Source organism: Pseudomonas spartinae (assembly GCF_965197125.1).
Classification (GTDB): domain Bacteria; phylum Pseudomonadota; class Gammaproteobacteria; order Pseudomonadales; family Pseudomonadaceae; genus Aquipseudomonas; species Aquipseudomonas composti_A.
In genome coordinates this window covers 437,435-453,127 of sequence record NZ_CBDAMB010000003.1, presented here as the reverse complement: position 1 = coordinate 453,127, position 15,693 = coordinate 437,435, and the positions used below count along the sequence as shown (strand labels likewise).

Genomic DNA, 15,693 nt, shown 5'->3' with positions numbered 1-15,693 from the left:
TGCGGGATGTGCAGGCATGGGCGCTTGTGTAGGAACGGCTTCAGCCGCGATGCCTTTCGCGGCTGAAGCCGTTCCTACAGTTGCATCTGGGCAATCTACTTGAGCGAAAAGGGCGGCTTGCGCCGCCCTGAGATCAGTTGCTGAAGCCGAGGCGCTCGCGCCAGCGGTTTTCCAGCGTCTCGGTATCGTGGTCCTTGGGATGGAAGCCCGGGCGGTAGTAATCCAGATACGGGCCGATCAGCTTGGTGAAGAAACCGTTGCGCGGGCCGAACAGCTTCTTCAGACCGAAGCCCCAGCTGCGCCAGTTGAACAGCTGGCCATCCTTGCGCAGCAGATGGATCTGGAACCAGCCGATCACGCCGAGAAACATCAGGGTGGTCAGCATCATCACCAGCACACGGGTGAAGTAGCCGCCGTAGACCTGCTGGTAGACGTCATAGCAGACGGCCTTGTGCTCGTTCTCCTCGATCGCGTGCCACATCCACAGCTGATACAGCTTGGGGTCGTTCATCTGCGTGGTGAGGTCTTCGCGCTTGAGCAGTTGCTCGGCCATGGTCGCGGTGAAGTGCTCGAGGGCACAGGTGGCCGCCAGGCGGTGCTTCTTGGTGCTGAAGCGAGTCGTCCATTCCAGCAGCACCTTGATCCGCAGCTCCAGGCGTTCCAGATCGATATCGTGGGCATTGGCGTAGTCGTTGTACGCCGCGTGCTCCTTGGAGTGCATGGCTTCCTGGCCGATGAAGGCGCTGATGTCCTTCTTCAGTTGCGGCTCGGTGACTTGGTCACGTACGGCGCGCACGCTGTCGACGAAGAACTTCTCGCCGTAGGGAAACAGCGACGACAGGTTGTTCATGAACTGGCTCATGAAGGGGTCGTCGTAGAACCAGTATTTTGGTGTCTCGCTGAAACTGAAGTCCATGCGGCGGACCGGAAAGCTGGATTTCGGCTGGGGCAGGGTGGCGCTGGCGCTCATCGTTCGAGTCCTCTTCTGGGGAGTTGGTGCTCCCGATTGTTGTGCGACTCCGGCTGACAGCATTCGGGGTCGTGGGTGGCTAATCTCGACAGACCAACTGTGTCATTGAACGATGTAACTATCGGACGTGAGCGCGTTGTGCGCTGCCAACTTAAGGCGGGTGTTGTTGGGGGGAGGGCGACAACCCGCAGCGCTAGAGGCTACGGGCTGGGTCAGTGGCGGGGTTTACGGCGCGCTGCGGCGGAGTTCGGCCACTTCGCTGCGCAGTGCACGCAGCTCGTCGAGAATCGCCTGTTCGCGTGCGGCGGCGGCCAGTTCCTCGGCGTTGGGCTCGTGGGTACTCTGCATCGCGTTGACGATGACCGCGATGAACAGGTTGAGCATCATGAAGGTGGCGATGAGGATGTAGGGCACGAAGAACAGCCAGGCCAGCGGATGCTGCTCCATCACCGGACGCACGATGCCCATCGACCAGCTTTCCAGTGTCATCACCTGGAACAGGGTGTACAGGCTGGCGCCGATGTTACCGAACCACTCTGGAAAGCTCGCGCCGAACAGCTGGGTGGCCATCACCGCGGCGACGTAGAACACCAGCCCCATCAGCATGACGATGCTGCCCATGCCTGGCAGCGAGGCGAGCAGCGCCTGCACCACCTTGCGCATGCTCGGGTTGATCGACACCAGCCGCAGGACACGCAGCACGCGCAACGCACGCAGCACGGCGAATGGGCCGCTGGCCGGTACCAGGGCGATGCCGACGACCACGCAGTCGAATATGGCCCAGGGGTCGCGCAGCAGGCTGACGCCTCGCGCGGTGAAGCGCAGCGCCAATTCGATCACGAAGCAGGCGAGGATCAGACCGTCCAGCAGCAGCAGCGGCTTGCCCCATTCGTTCATGATCGCGGGTGAGGTCTGCAGCCCGAGAATGGCGGCGTTGACGATGATCAGCAGGGTGATCAGGCGTTGTACGGACGTGCCGTCCATGACGGCGCCCAGGCGCTGACGCCAATCGCTGGATGGGTTCAGTTGGAGTTCTTGCATGGGGTCTGATTTACGCTTGTCGGTGATGCCGGGCGCGCCCGGCTGAATCAGGAGCCCGCCTGCGGCTGACCGGTCGGCGGGCGTGTCTGCTCAGCGATCGTCGAGGGCGAAGGCGGTCAGGGTGAAGGTGGGGATGCCGGCGTCCTGCAGTTTCTGCGAGCCGCCCAGCTCCGGCAGGTCGATGATCGCGGCTGCCTCGAAGATGCTCGCGCGCATGCGCCGAACCAGATTGGCTGCGGCGATCAGGGTACCGCCGGTGGCGATCAGGTCATCGAAGATCAGTACCGAGTCGCCTTCGCAGAGGCTGTCGCTGTGGACTTCGAGAAAGGCTTCGCCGTACTCGGTCTGGTAGCCCTCGCTGAGGACGTCCGCCGGCAGCTTGCCCTGCTTGCGGAACAGCACCAGGGGCTTGTTCAGTTCATAGGCGATGATCGAGCCGATGAGAAAACCGCGTGCGTCCATGGCACCGATATGGCTGAACTCGGCTTCCACGTAACGCTGGATGAAACTGTCGGCGACCATGCGCAAGGCGCGCGGTGACTGGAACAACGGGGTGATGTCGCGAAAGATGACGCCCGGTTTGGGGAAGTCCGGTACCGGGCGGATCAGGGTCTTGATGCTGAATTCGTCAAAGATCATCGTGGGGTCCTAATGCATTGAGCCCGCGAATGACCTGCGAACTCAAACGTCGAGATTGCCGCCGGCCAGGGCGCATAGCTCGATCGGGTCGAGAATGTGCACTTCCTTGCCTTCGGCTTCGAGCAGTTTGTTCTGTTGGAAACGGGTAAATACGCGAGACACCGTCTCTACCGCAAGGCCCAAATAGTTACCAATTTCGTTGCGCGACATGGCCAGGCGGAACTGGTTGGCCGAGAAGCCGCGTGCGCGGAAGCGGGCGGAGAGGTTGACCAGGAAGGTGGCGATGCGTTCGTCGGCGGTCTTCTTCGACAACAGCAGCATCATCTGTTGATCGTCGCGGATCTCGCGGCTCATGATGCGCATCAACTGGCGACGCAGCTGTGGCAGCTGCAGGGCCAGATCGTCGAGACGCTCGAAGGGGATTTCGCAGACCGAGGTGGTCTCCAGCGCCTGCGCGGAAACCGGGTAGCGCTCGCCGTCCACACCAGACAGGCCGACCAGTTCGCTGGGCAGGTGGAAACCGGTGATCTGTTCCTCCCCACCATCGCTGAGGCTGAAGGTCTTCAGCGCGCCGGAGCGTACGGCGAACACCGAGCCGAAGGTATCGCCCTGACGGAACAGGAACTCGCCCTTTTTCAGCGGGCGACCGCGTTTGACGATGTCGTCAAGCGCGTCCATGTCCTCCATGTTCAGGGAGATGGGCAGGCACAGGGCAGCCAGGCTGCAATCCTTGCAATGGGCTTGATGCTGCTTGTGCAGCTTGATGCTCTCGGACATCGTTGGGCTTCCCGGGGATATACACGCAATGTTCGTAAGGGTACCGCAGGGCTCGGGTGGCGGCCAGCCATATCAGGACTGACCGAATGCTCAAGTTTGGCCTTGAGGTGCCGATCAAGAAGGTAGAACCATAGTCCAAAGCAGGGAGCAGCGCGATGCGCATACCATCCACGGGGCCACTGAATAATCTGGTTCAGGGCGTTCAGCGACAATTTACCGCAGGTGAGCGGAGCCCGGAGGAGGTGCGCGAGGGGTTGCGAGTGAGCCTCTCCGAACTGGGCAAGAGCATGTCGGCCAAGCCTGAAAAGAACGAGGACATCGACAACAGCGATTTGCCTCAGGCGATCAAGGACCTGCTCAAGATGATCCGTGAACTGCGTGCGCAGATCGTCGAGAAACAGGCGCAGGTCGAGGCGATCATGAGCGATCAGAGTCTCGATGCGGAAACCAAGCGCCAGCAGCTGGAAGGGCTGCAAACCGAGCTTGCGTCGCTCAACAGCGCACTGAGCTCGGCCAATGCCAACCTGATCAAAGTAATGCGCGAGAACGGTCTGTCGAGTGAGCAGATGCAGACCGCTGCCACGCTGGCTATGGGGTGAGGCGTCGCCCGGCGGCGGGGTTTCCCGCCGCCGGCGGCGACGCCCGTTTTTTCAGATCACCCGAGAGAAGCGCTGGCGTACCTGATCGTTGAGATAACGGTCGAACAGCATGCACAGCGAGCGCACCAGCAGGCGCCCGGCCGGGCGCACCTGGATGCCCTGTTCGTCGAGCACGATCAGGCCGTCACGGGCGAGTTGCTCGAGTTCGGGCCAGAGGGCGGCAAAGTAATCGCGCAGCACCACGCCATGCGCGCGCTCGATGTCGGCGAAGCGCAGTTCGAAATGACAGATCAACTGCTGGATCACGGCGCGGCGCAGGCGGTCGTCGGCATTGCAGTGCAAGCCGCGGCGCGTTGCCAACTGGCCGTTGCCCAGGGTCTGCTGATAGCTGGTGATATCGCTGTCGTTCTGGCTGTACAGATCGCCGACCTGGCTGATGGCGGAGACGCCCAGGCCGATCAGGTCGCAATGGCCGTGGGTGGTGTAGCCCTGGAAGTTGCGTTGCAGGGTGCCTTCTTCCTGGGCAATGGCCAGTTCATCGTCGGGCAGGGCGAAATGGTCCATGCCGATGTAGCGATACCCGGCGCGGGTCAGTTGCTCGATGCTGCTCTGCAGCATGCTCAGTTTGTCTGCCGGAGTCGGCAGATCATCGGCGCTGATACGCCGTTGCGGCATGAAGCGTTCCGGCAAGTGCGCGTAGTTGAACAGCGACAGGCGATCCGGCTGCAGGGCGATGATCTCGGCCACGGTGCGGGCGAAGCGTTCCGGCGTCTGTTTGGGCAGGCCGTAGATCAGGTCGATGTTCACCGAGCGGAACTGCAGGGTGCGAGCGGCCTCGACGATGGCGCGGGTTTCTTCCAGGGTCTGCAAGCGGTTGACCGCGCGCTGTACCTCGGGGTCGAGGTCCTGTACGCCGAGGCTGACGCGATTGAAGCCCAGCTCACGCAACAGGCCCATGGTCGACCAGTCGGCTTCGCGCGGGTCGATCTCGATGCTGTAGTCGCCAGAGTCGTCGTCCAGCAGCTTGAAATGCTGGCGCAGGTGCTGCATCAGCCGACGCAGTTCATCGTGGCTGAGGAAGGTCGGTGTGCCACCACCGAAATGCAACTGCTCGATTGGCTGGTTGCGGTCGATGTAGCGGCTGATGATCTCGATTTCCCGCTCGAGCTTCTCCAGGTAGGGCAGGGCGCGGCCGCGGTCCTTGGTGATGACCTTGTTGCAGGCGCAGTAGTAGCAGATGTGGGCGCAGAACGGCACGTGCACGTATAGCGACAGTGGCCGTTTGGCCTTGCGGCTGTCACGCAGGGCATGCAGCAGATCGAACGGGCCGATGTCGTCATGAAACTGCACGGCAGTCGGGTAGGAGGTGTAGCGCGGGCCGGCGAGATCGTAGCGGCGGATCAGGTCGGCGTCCCACTGGATGGTGTCGAGCATGGGAAATAATCCTGGACAGGCTTTGTGGCCAGTCTAGGGATGCACGTGGCCTGCGGCCTTGACTTGAATCAAGGGCGCGTCAGTGACCCATCAGCCAGTGCTGGTGGGGCCCGGGCAGGGTCCAGATACCGAACAGGATGACCAGCAGGCCGCCAGCCATGCGAGTGCCGCGCTTGCGCAGCAGGGCAGTCATGCGCTCGGCGGCCAGCCCGGTGGCCAGAAGTACCGGCCAGGTACCCAGGCCAAACGCCAGCATCAGCAGGGCGCTATTGACGGCACTGCCCTGGCTGGAGGCCCACAGCAGCGTGCTGTAGACCAGCCCACATGGCAGCCAGCCCCACAATCCGCCGAGCACCAGGGCACGTGGCACGCTGCTCACGGGCATGAAGCGCCGAGTCAGGGGCTGGATATGTCTCCATAGGCCGCGGCCCAGCGCTTCGATACGCGTCAGACCGCTCCACCAGCCCGCCAGATAAAGGCCCATGGCAATCAGCAGCAAGGCGGCCAGCGTGCGCATGAGCACCTCGGCTTTGCTCCCGGCAACGGCCCAGCCGGCCAGGCCGAGGGCGAAGCCCGCCAGGGCGTAGCTGAAGACGCGGCCGAGGTTGTAGGCCAGCAGCAGTTGCAGGCGTTTGCCGCGTTGTTCCGGTGGAATCGCCAGGGTCAGGGCGCCCATCAGGCCGCCGCACATACCCAGGCAATGACCGCCGCCGAGCAGGCCGAGAATCACTGCGGACACCAGCAGCGGCGCCAGCTCAAGCATCAGGTTTGTCCTGCTTGTTGTGCTCCTGGGCCTGCTCGACACCGGCCTTGTGCAGCGGATCCTCGTCGTCGAAGAGGATGCTGTGTGCCGGCCCGTCCAGATCGTCGTACTGGCCGCTGTCCACCGCCCAGAAGAACAGCCAGATGGCGAAACCGACCAGGCCGATGGCGACGGGGATCAGGATGTAGAGGGCGGACATGCGGTCTCCGGGGATCGAGTCTGGGGCAGTGGTGGGCATACCGGCGGCGATCCGTTAGCCGAGGGCAGTGCAGCAGCCGACTACCGACTTAGTCGCAGGGCGTTGAGTACCACCAGCAGCGAGCTGAGGGACATGCCTACCGCCGCCCAGATGGGGGTGATCCAGCCCAGGGCGGCGAAGGGCAGCACCAGGCCATTGTACAGCGTTGCCCAGGCAAGGTTTTCGATGATGATGCGACGCGTGCGCTTGGCCAGTTTCAATCCGTCGACCAGGCTGCTCAGGCGGTTCGACAGTAGCACGGCATCGGCGCTGGTTTTCGCCAGGTCGGAGGCCGAGCCCATGGCCACGCTGATGTCGGCGGCGGCCAGTACGGGGACGTCATTGACGCCGTCGCCGAGCATCAGCACGCGACGTCCTGCCCCGTGCAGTTGTTTGAGGACGGCCAGCTTGGCGTCCGGGGTCAGGCCGCCTCGGGCATCTTCGATACCCAGCTGACGGGCAACTTCGCCGACCATTGGCGAGCTGTCGCCGGAGAGCAGGTGAATGGCCCAGCCGCGGGCACGGGCCGCTGCAATCAGCTCGGCAGCGTCTTCGCGCAGGCGGTCATCGAGGACGAACCAGGCCAGCGGCCCCTGTTCATCGCCGAGCAGCAGCCACTGGCCGTGCTCGCTGGCAATCGGGGGGACGGCATGGTTGCTCAGGGCGCAGACGAAGCTGGCTTCACCAATTCGCAGCAGGCGCTCGTCGACCCGGCCTTGCAGGCCTTGCCCCGGGTGGCTGTCGACGCATTCCGCCGCGCGCGGCGCCTGGCTGAAGGCGCGGGCGATAGGGTGTTCCGAGCGGTTCTCCAGTGCGGCAGCCAGCGCCAGGCAGTCGCCCTCGTCGAGGTCGCGCAGTGGATGAATGGCCTTGAGCGTGAGGCGGCCCTCGGTCAGCGTACCGGTCTTGTCCAGCACCAGGGTGTCGATCTGGTTGAGGCCTTCGAGCACGTGGCCACGGGTCAGCAGCATGCCCAGCTTGTGCAGGGTGCCGGTGGCGGTGGTGAGGGCGGTAGGGGTGGCCAGGGCCAGGGCGCAGGGGCAGGTGGCCACGAGCAGGGCGAGCACGACCCAGAAAGCGCGGCTGGAGTCGATCTCCCACCAGGCGAAACCGACCACGGCAGCCGCCACCAGGATGAACAGCAGGAACCACTGCGAAACGCGGTCGGCGATTTCCGCCAGGCGCGGCTTCTCGCTCTGGGCGCGTTCCAGCAGGCGCACGATGGCCGATAGCCGTGTGGCATCGCCGAGTGCCTGAACCTCCACGGTCAGCGGACCTTCGACGTTCAGCGTGCCGGCGGTGACGCTGTCACCGATGCCGCGCGGCAGTGGCAGGTACTCGCCGGTCAGCAGCGATTCATCGACGCTGGACTGGCCAGCGAGGATGCGGCCGTCGGCGGGAATCAGCGAACCGGGTTGCACCAGCACCTGCTCGCCTTCACGCAGCTCGCTGAGGAGGATGCGCTGGCTCTGGCCGTTGTCGTCCAGGCGCAGGCAGGACGCCGGCAGCAGTTTCACCAGCTGCGCGGTCGCGGCGGCGGTGCGCTCTCGCGCACGGCGTTCCAGATAGCGCCCGGCGAGCAGGAACAGGGCGAACATGCCCACGGCGTCGAAATACAGTTCGCCCTGGCCGGTGATGGTCGACCAGATCCCGGCCACGTAGGCGCCGCCGATGGCCAGCGACACCGATACGTCCATGGTCAGGTGCCGGGTGCGCAGGTCGCGCAGGGCGCCACGGAAGAACTGGCCGCAGCAATAGAAGACGATAGGCGTGGTGAGGAACAGGCTGGTCCAGCGCAGGATCTTGTCCAGTTCCGGCGACAGGTCGATGTTGAATTCCGGCCAGGTGGCCATGGTCGCCATCATCACCTGCATCCACAGCAGCCCGGCCACGCCCAGCTCGCGCATGCGTCGACGGTTTTCCGCGGTCAGGCGTTCGGCCGCTTCGTCGGCGCGCCAGGGGTGAGCGGCGTAGCCGATGCGGCGCAGTTCGGCGAGCAGCTGGCTCAGGGGGATCTGGCTGTCCTGCCAGCGCACCTGCAAGCGATGGTTGGACAGGTTCAGGTACGCTTCGGCCACACCCGGTACACCGCGCAGGTGCTTCTCGATCAGCCAGCCGCAGGCGGCGCAGCTGATGCCCTCGATCAGCAATTGGGTTTCGCTCAGTTCGCCCTCGTGCTGGACGAAGGGCTGCTGCACGTCGCTGCGGTCGTAAAGCGCCAGTTCGTCAGGCAGGGCTGCCGGCAACGCCTGTGGGTTGGCGGCGTTCTCGCTGCGATGACTGTAATAGTGCTCCAGGCCTCCGGCGACGATGGCTTCGGCCACGGCCTGGCAACCGGGGCAGCACATCTCGCGGGTCTGACCGAGCACATCGGCACGGAACTGGCTGCCGGCAGGTACCGGCAGACCACAGTGATAGCAGGGAGTAGGGGCGGGCATTGGCAGCGTCAGTAGGAGGGATTGTCACCGATCATGATGGTCTGGCCATCTGCGATGTTCTCTTCCTCGAACAGGCGCCAGTGCTGGCTACCTTCCTGACCGAGCAACTCGACGAAGCGGCGGCCGCTGACTTCATCGACCATTTGCCCGCGGTAAGTATCGTTATCGGCCGGCTGCAGGATCACCCGGCGGTCACGTTCCGGCTGGGTCGGTGAGATCAGGTTGAGAACGATCTGCTGCGGTTTGCTGTTGCCCAGCAGCGACAGGGTGGCGACACCGGTGGCGTTGTCCAGCACTAGCTCGCCGTGCAGTTGCAAGCGTTCGGCCAGCTTCTCGCGCTCCAGTGACTGGTTGATGCCCTTGCCGACGTCGTAGTAGTCGTCGGAGATCAGCCCTGGGGGATTCTTGGTGGCGATGGTGAGCAGGGTCAGGCCCTGCACCACCGAGTAGCCCAGCAGAAACAGGATGAACCAGGGCCAGAACTGCTTGTACCAGGGTTTGACTGGCGATGGTGTTTGCTCGGTCATGCGCTTTCCGTTGTCAGCGGACGCTCGGGCCGATGAAGCGGCTGTCGGCGTCGTTCTTGATACTGGGGTCATCCGCGGATTGTACGTGGAAGACGATGTTGTTGGCGCTCGACGGCAGCTTCTCGGGGGCGATGGACAGCTCGACCGGGAAGGAATACACCTCGCCAGCCAGGGCTCGTACTTCGCGCTTGCCTTCGTAGACCAGTCCGTCGAGGCCGTCGGCACTGATCAGGTAGGTCATGTCGCGCTGCGCTTTGTTCATGATCTTCAGGGTGTAGACGTTCTCGATATGGCCGCGCTCGTTCTCGCGGAACAGCACGCGGTCCTTGAGTACGTCCAATTCCACCAGCGGGCGATTGGCCACGGCCCAGGCGAACAGGCCCATCATTGCCGCCAGCGCGACAGCGTACCCGATCAGGCGCGGACGCAGCAGGTGGGTCTGTCGACCAGACAGGTTGTGTTCAGTGGTGTAGCTGATCAGCCCCTTGGGGTAGTTCATCTTGTCCATGATGTCGTCGCAGGCGTCGATGCAGGCTGCGCAGCCGATGCACTCGATCTGCAGGCCGTCACGGATGTCGATGCCGGTGGGGCAGACCTGTACGCACATCTTGCAGTCGATGCAGTCGCCGAGGCCCTGGGCCTTGTAGTCGGCGTCCTTCTTGCGCGGGCCGCGTGATTCGCCACGGCGTGGATCGTAGGAAACGATCAGGGTGTCCTGGTCGAACATCACGCTCTGGAAGCGGGCATAGGGGCACATGTAGATGCACACCTGCTCGCGCAGATAGCCGGCGTTGCCGTAGGTGGCAAGGGTGAAGAAGCCGGTCCAGAAATAGGCCCAGCCGCTGGCTTGGCCGGTGAAGATCTCGATGACCAGATCGCGAATCGGCGTGAAGTAGCCAACGAAGGTGATCGCGGTCAGCAGTGACACGCCCACCCAGATGCCGTGCTTGGCCAGCTTACGGCCGAATTTCTTGCCGCTCATGGGCTGCTTGTCCAGCTTCATGCGCTGGTTGCGGTCACCTTCGGTGACTTTCTCCGCCCACATGAATACCCAGGTGAACACGCTCTGCGGGCAGGTGTAACCGCACCAGACGCGGCCGGCGAACACGGTGATGAAGAACAGGCCGAAGGCGCAGATGATCAGCAGCCAGGACAGCAGCATGAAGTCCTGCGGCCAGTAGGTGGCGCTGAAGATGTGGAATTTGCGTTCGGGAAGGTTCCACCAGACGGCCTGATGACCGTTCCAGTTGATCCATACGGTGCCGAAGAACAGCACGAAGAGGAGGGCGCCGCCAGCGAGTCGAAGATTACGAAACAGGCCGGTGAACGCGCGGGTGTAGATCTTCTCGCGACTGGCGTAGAGATCGACGCTGGCATTCTTGGCAGAAGGAGGGGTGACGTCCTGGACGGGAATCTGTTCGCTCATCAATGCATACCACGGCGGTTGGTTGGCAGCCCGGGCCGATACATGCCGGTCAGGGTCAGTTCACGATGATTATATGGTACGCCTGAAAGACAACGCCCGGGTGCGACCAGCAGTCGCGACCCGGGCGTTCATTGACCCTTGTCAAAAGAGTCGTCTGTGCTTACTGCTCTTGCGCCTTGTGCGACAGGCTGTAGACGTAAGCGGCCAGCAGGTGCACCTTGTCGTTGCCGAGGAATGCTTCCTGGGCCGGCATCTTGCCGTGACGACCGTAGCGGATGGTCTGCTGCAGTTGCGCGTAGCTGCTGCCGTAGATGAACGCTGCCGGGTTGGTCAGGTTCGGTGCGCCCATGGCAGGGGTGCCCTTGCCGTCGGCGCCGTGGCAGGCGAAGCAGGTACCGGCGAAGACCTTCTGGCCCGCTTCGATGTCGGCTTCGGTGCCTTCCGGCAGTTGACGGCCAGCCAGTTGAGTGAGGACGTAGGCGGCAACGTTGCGCACGCCGTCTTCACCGATGGCCGGGCCTTGGGCCGGCATGGCGCCTTCACGACCGTGGAGGATGGTGGTCTTGATGGTTTCCGGCTCGCCGCCCCAGCGCCACTCGTTGTCGGTCAGATTGGGGAAGCCGTAGCTGCCCTTGGCATCGGAACCGTGGCACACGGAGCAGTTGGAGGCGAACAGACGGCCACCCATTTTCAGGGCTTGCTCGTCCTTGGCCACTTCCTCGATCGGCATGGCGGCATATTTGGCGAACAGCGGGCCGTATTGCTCATCGGCGCGCGCCATCTCTTTTTCCCACTGGTGCACGCCGGTCCAGCCGGAGTGACGCATGGAACCATCAGCGATCTGCACGCCAGCCGCGAAGGGGGTCTTGCTCTCGCTATCGACGTAGTCGTAGCCCGGCAGTAGACCTTTCCAGTTACCCAGGCCCGGGTACAGGACGAGGTAGCCGAGGGCGAAGATGATGGTTGCTACGAACAGCATGAACCACCACTTGGGCAGCGGGTTGTCATACTCCTCGATGCCGTCGAAGCTGTGGCCGACGGTTTCTTCGGTGGTTTCCTGGCGCTGGCCCTTGCGGGTGCCGAAGATCAGCCAGGTCAGGGCGAAGATGGTGCCCAGAGACAGAATGGTTACGTACCAACTCCAGAACGTGGTCATTGGTTATTGCTCCTGGAAGAGTCTTGATCGCGCTTGGACTCGGGCTCGGCTTCGTCGGCGAAGGGCAGGTTGGCGGCTTCGTCGAAGCTCGATTTGCGCTTGCTGCTGTAAGCCCAGAGCACCACGCTGATGAAGGCGATGAAAACCACCGCCGTGCCGATGCCGCGAATCATCCCGATGTCCATAGCGTCTTACCGTTTGTTCTTGATGGAAGTACCGAGAACCTGGAGGTACGCAACCAGCGCATCCATTTCGGTATTGCCTTTCACTGCATCGCGAGCACCGGCGATATCTTCGTCGGTGTAGGGGATGCCGAAGCCACGCATGACTTCCATCTTCTTCGCGGTGTCGCGACCATCGAGCTTGTTCTCGACCAGCCATGGGTAGGCAGGCATCTTCGACTCAGGCACGACGTTGCGCGGGTTGTACAGGTGGGCGCGATGCCACTCGTCCGAGTAGCGGCCGCCGACGCGAGCCAGGTCCGGGCCGGTACGCTTGGAGCCCCACAGGAAGGGGTGATCCCAGACGCTTTCACCGGCTACGGAGTAGTGGCCGTAGCGCTCGGTTTCGGCGCGGAACGGACGGATCATCTGCGAGTGGCAACCGACACAGCCTTCGCGGATGTAGATGTCGCGGCCTTCCAGCTGCATCGCGGTGTAGGGTTTGAGGCCTTCCACCGGTTCATTGGTGACGTCCTGGAAGAACAGCGGGACGATCTGGGTCAGGCCACCGATGCTGACGGCAACCACCATCAGCAGCGCCATCAGGCCGATATTCTTCTCGATGATTTCGTGTTTCATCAGTGAGCTACTCCGGCGGGAATCTGCGCAGCCGCTTCGTATTCAGCCGGCTTGGCGGCACGCACGGTGCGGAAGGTGTTGTAGGCCATCAGCAGCATGCCGGTCACGAAGAAGGCGCCGCCGATCATGCGTACGACATAACCTGCATGGCTGGCTTCAAGGGCTTCGACGAAGGAGTAGGTGAGGGTGCCGTCTTCGTTGACTGCACGCCACATCAGACCCTGGGTGATGCCGTTGACCCACATCGAGGCGATGTACAGCACGGTGCCGATGGTGGCCAGCCAGAAGTGGGTATTGATCAGGCCGATGCTGTGCATCTGCTGGCGACCGAACACTTTCGGCAGCAGGTGGTACAGCGAACCGATGGAGATCATCGCTACCCAGCCGAGGGCGCCAGCGTGCACGTGGCCGATGGTCCAGTCGGTGTAGTGGGACAGGGCGTTGACGGTCTTGATGGCCATCATCGGGCCTTCGAAGGTGCTCATGCCGTAGAAGGCCAGAGACACCACCAGAAAGCGCAGGATCGGGTCGGTACGCAGCTTATGCCAGGCGCCGGACAGGCTCATCATGCCGTTGATCATGCCGCCCCAGCTCGGAGCCAGCAGGATGACCGACATCGCCATGCCCAGGGACTGCGCCCAATCCGGCAGAGCGGTGTAGTGCAGGTGGTGCGGACCGGCCCAGATGTACAGGGTGATCAGCGCCCAGAAGTGGACGATGGACAGGCGGTAGGAGTAGATCGGACGCTCGGCCTGCTTGGGTACGAAGTAGTACATCATGCCCAGGAAGCCGGTGGTCAGGAAGAAGCCCACGGCGTTGTGGCCGTACCACCACTGGATCATCGCGTCAGTCGCGCCAGCGTACATGGAGTAGGACTTGGTCAGGTTGACCGGTACTTCCATGCTGTTGACGATGTGCAGCATCGCGGTCACCAGGATGAACGCACCGAAGAACCAGTTGCCCACATAAATGTGCTTGGTCTTGCGCTTCATGATGGTGCCGAAGAACACCACCAGGTAGGTGATCCAGACGATGCCCAGAAGGATGTCGATCGGCCATTCCAGCTCAGCGTATTCCTTGGAGCTGGTGTAGCCCATTGGCAGGGTGATCACCGCAAGAACGATGACCGCTTGCCAACCCCAGAAGGTGAAGGCAGCCAGACCGTCGGAGACCAGGCGCGTCTGACAGGTGCGCTGGACCACGTAATACGAGGTCGCGAACAGTGCGCATCCGCCAAAGGCGAAAATCACCGCGTTGGTGTGCAGCGGGCGCAGACGGCCGAAGCTCGTCCACGGCAGGCCCAGGTTGAGTTCTGGCCACACGAGTTGTGCGGCGATGAACACGCCTAGACCCATCCCAATGACCCCCCAGATCACCGTCATAATGGCGAACTGGCGGACCACCTTATAGTTATAAGCAGTCTGACTGATTGCTGTGCTCATGCTAGGGGTTCCACGGTTAATGGATTTTTATGGGGCAAAAATCGGCGGCAAGTATGGAGAAAGCAAGTAGCCATTGCAACGCAAGGTGCCGACACGAATAGGGTTTCAGAGCCGTTTAGCGGGTGTTCGAGGCGCACCTGAATCAGCTCTGGCAGCTTTTGGCGCAACCTGTTTGCGCAGCGCTAAGAAAGGATCGCCTTGGAGTTGTGACAGATGGCGACTGAAAGGCAGCTTAGCCCAGGTCAAGGAAATTGCAGGGCTATTGGTCGGCAGGTGCGACACTGGGTCGCATATATAAGGAGGGAGCCGGCGACCGTGCTTCGGTCGCCGGTAAAGCGGGTTACTTGTGCTCGCCCTGGCTCAGCTTGAGCACGTAGGCTGCCAGCAGGTGGGCTTTGTCATTGCCGAGGAAGTCACCCTGGGCTGGCATGTTGCCGCTGCGACCATAACGGATGGTCTGCTGCAGCTGAGCGAAGCTGCTGCCGTAGATGAACGCGCTGGGTTGAGTCAGGTTCGGTGCGCCCATCGCCGGGGTGCCGGTGCCGGCTGGTGTATGGCAAGCGGAGCAGATGGTGGCGAAGATCTGCTTGCCGGCCGCGATGTCGGCGTGCGCATCCTCCGGCAGCTCGCGGCCGCCCAGTTCGGTGAGGACGTAGGCGGCGACATTGCGTACGCCATCTTCGCCGATCATCGGGCCCTGTGCCGGCATCATACCCATACGGCCATGCATGATGGTGGTCTTGATGGTCTCCGGCTCGCCACCCCAGCGCCAGCTGCTATCGGCCAGGTTGGGGAAGCCGTAGCTGCCCTTGGCATCGGAGCCGTGGCAGACCGCGCAGTTGGACGCGAACAGGCGCCCGCCCATTTTCAGCGCGCGATCGTCCTTGGCCACTTCCTCGATGGGCATGGCGGCATATTTGGCGAAGATCGGGCCATATTGCTCATCGGCACGATTCATCTCGCGTTGCCACTGATTGACCTGCGTCCAGCCATCCTCATAGCCGGGCAGCAGGCCCTTGAAATTGCCCAGGCCCGGGTAGAGCAGCAGATAGGCCGCACCGAACACCAGGGTGCCGAGGAACAGCATGAACCACCACTTGGGCAGCGGGTTGTCATACTCCTCGATGCCGTCGAACGAGTGGCCCATGGTCTGTTCGGTCGGGCTCTTGTGCACCTCGCTCTTGCGGGTGGCGAAGATCAGCCAGAACAGCGCGACCATCGTGCCGACGGTGAGCAGGGTGATGTATATGCTCCAGAAGGCTGTCATGCTTCATTACTCCAGACATCGGGCTCGTCGTCGGCGAACGGCAGGTTGGCCGCTGCGTTGAACTCGTCGCGGCGGTCGCCGCTATAGGCCCAGAAGGTGACTGCGGTGAAGGCGATCAGTACCAGTGCGGTACCCAGGCCGCGCAACGTACCCACATCGATGAACTCGAACATGGC

At 62.7% G+C, this 15,693-nt stretch carries 17 protein-coding genes; 1 reads left to right on the top strand and 16 read right to left on the bottom strand.

All coding sequences use genetic code 11. From position 1 onward, the window contains the following. Positions 1-133: 133 nt before the first annotated feature. The 4 genes from ACN8M7_RS09495 to fnr form a co-directional block, all read right to left on the bottom strand. The gene (locus ACN8M7_RS09495) at positions 134-970 is read right to left on the bottom strand and encodes a metal-dependent hydrolase (protein ID WP_490260580.1); all 837 of its coding nucleotides are present in this window, start codon (positions 968-970) and stop codon (positions 134-136) included. A 225-nt stretch (positions 971-1,195) separates the two neighbouring features. Further along, the gene (locus ACN8M7_RS09490) at positions 1,196-2,011 is read right to left on the bottom strand and encodes an ion transporter (protein WP_490260579.1); all 816 of its coding nucleotides are present in this window, start codon (positions 2,009-2,011) and stop codon (positions 1,196-1,198) included. A gap of 90 nt (positions 2,012-2,101) precedes the next feature. Further along, a complete protein-coding gene (locus ACN8M7_RS09485; RefSeq protein ID WP_061239106.1) occupies positions 2,102-2,650 on the bottom strand; it encodes an adenine phosphoribosyltransferase in 549 nt (182 codons plus the stop codon). Positions 2,651-2,692: 42 nt separating this feature from the next. After that, complete coding sequence (gene fnr, locus ACN8M7_RS09480; RefSeq protein ID WP_061239107.1) at positions 2,693-3,427, bottom strand: fumarate/nitrate reduction transcriptional regulator Fnr; 735 nt, start codon at positions 3,425-3,427, stop codon at positions 2,693-2,695. Between the two features lie 155 nt (positions 3,428-3,582). On the opposite strand from fnr, the gene ACN8M7_RS09475 reads away from it, so the two are divergent. Then, the gene (locus tag ACN8M7_RS09475) at positions 3,583-4,026 is read left to right on the top strand and encodes a hypothetical protein (RefSeq protein WP_490260578.1); all 444 of its coding nucleotides are present in this window, start codon (positions 3,583-3,585) and stop codon (positions 4,024-4,026) included. A 51-nt stretch (positions 4,027-4,077) separates the two neighbouring features. Here the strand turns inward: ACN8M7_RS09475 and hemN are convergent, their stop codons facing one another. From hemN to ACN8M7_RS09415, 12 genes are all read right to left on the bottom strand, one after another. Next, positions 4,078-5,460, bottom strand: coding sequence for an oxygen-independent coproporphyrinogen III oxidase (gene hemN, locus ACN8M7_RS09470; protein WP_490260577.1), 1,383 nt, complete (start codon positions 5,458-5,460; stop codon positions 4,078-4,080). Positions 5,461-5,539: 79 nt separating this feature from the next. Continuing rightward, positions 5,540-6,223 (bottom strand): sulfite exporter TauE/SafE family protein, encoded by a 684-nt coding sequence (locus ACN8M7_RS09465; RefSeq protein ID WP_061239110.1) that lies wholly within the window; start codon positions 6,221-6,223, stop codon positions 5,540-5,542. Next, the gene (ccoS, locus tag ACN8M7_RS09460; RefSeq protein ID WP_061239111.1) at positions 6,216-6,422 is read right to left on the bottom strand and encodes a cbb3-type cytochrome oxidase assembly protein CcoS; all 207 of its coding nucleotides are present in this window, start codon (positions 6,420-6,422) and stop codon (positions 6,216-6,218) included. The genes ACN8M7_RS09465 and ccoS overlap by 8 nt, the downstream gene beginning before the upstream one ends. Positions 6,423-6,502: 80 nt before the next feature. After that, positions 6,503-8,899: a heavy metal translocating P-type ATPase gene (locus ACN8M7_RS09455; protein WP_490260576.1), complete on the bottom strand. Its 2,397-nt coding sequence runs from the start codon at positions 8,897-8,899 to the stop codon at positions 6,503-6,505. A gap of 8 nt (positions 8,900-8,907) precedes the next feature. After that, entirely contained in the window at positions 8,908-9,426 is a 519-nt protein-coding gene (locus ACN8M7_RS09450) for a FixH family protein (RefSeq protein ID WP_061239113.1), read from the bottom strand. Positions 9,427-9,439: 13 nt separating this feature from the next. After that, entirely contained in the window at positions 9,440-10,852 is a 1,413-nt protein-coding gene (gene ccoG, locus ACN8M7_RS09445; protein ID WP_061239114.1) for a cytochrome c oxidase accessory protein CcoG, read from the bottom strand. Positions 10,853-11,012: 160 nt separating this feature from the next. Further along, positions 11,013-12,008, bottom strand: coding sequence for a cytochrome-c oxidase, cbb3-type subunit III (ccoP, locus tag ACN8M7_RS09440; protein WP_061239115.1), 996 nt, complete (start codon positions 12,006-12,008; stop codon positions 11,013-11,015). Continuing rightward, a complete protein-coding gene (locus ACN8M7_RS09435; RefSeq protein ID WP_061239116.1) occupies positions 12,005-12,193 on the bottom strand; it encodes a cbb3-type cytochrome oxidase subunit 3 in 189 nt (62 codons plus the stop codon). The genes ccoP (ACN8M7_RS09440) and ACN8M7_RS09435 overlap by 4 nt, the downstream gene beginning before the upstream one ends. Positions 12,194-12,199: 6 nt before the next feature. Continuing rightward, a complete protein-coding gene (ccoO, locus tag ACN8M7_RS09430; protein WP_061239117.1) occupies positions 12,200-12,808 on the bottom strand; it encodes a cytochrome-c oxidase, cbb3-type subunit II in 609 nt (202 codons plus the stop codon). Further along, entirely contained in the window at positions 12,808-14,250 is a 1,443-nt protein-coding gene (gene ccoN / locus ACN8M7_RS09425; protein WP_490260575.1) for a cytochrome-c oxidase, cbb3-type subunit I, read from the bottom strand. Before ccoN ends, ccoO begins: the two co-directional genes overlap by 1 nt. A gap of 340 nt (positions 14,251-14,590) precedes the next feature. Beyond that, positions 14,591-15,517, bottom strand: coding sequence for a cytochrome-c oxidase, cbb3-type subunit III (gene ccoP / locus ACN8M7_RS09420; RefSeq protein ID WP_490260574.1), 927 nt, complete (start codon positions 15,515-15,517; stop codon positions 14,591-14,593). Beyond that, on the bottom strand, positions 15,514-15,690 hold the full coding sequence (locus ACN8M7_RS09415) for a cbb3-type cytochrome oxidase subunit 3 (RefSeq protein WP_082768013.1): 177 nt from the start codon (positions 15,688-15,690) through the stop codon (positions 15,514-15,516). The genes ccoP (ACN8M7_RS09420) and ACN8M7_RS09415 overlap by 4 nt, the downstream gene beginning before the upstream one ends. Positions 15,691-15,693 lie beyond the last annotated feature (3 nt).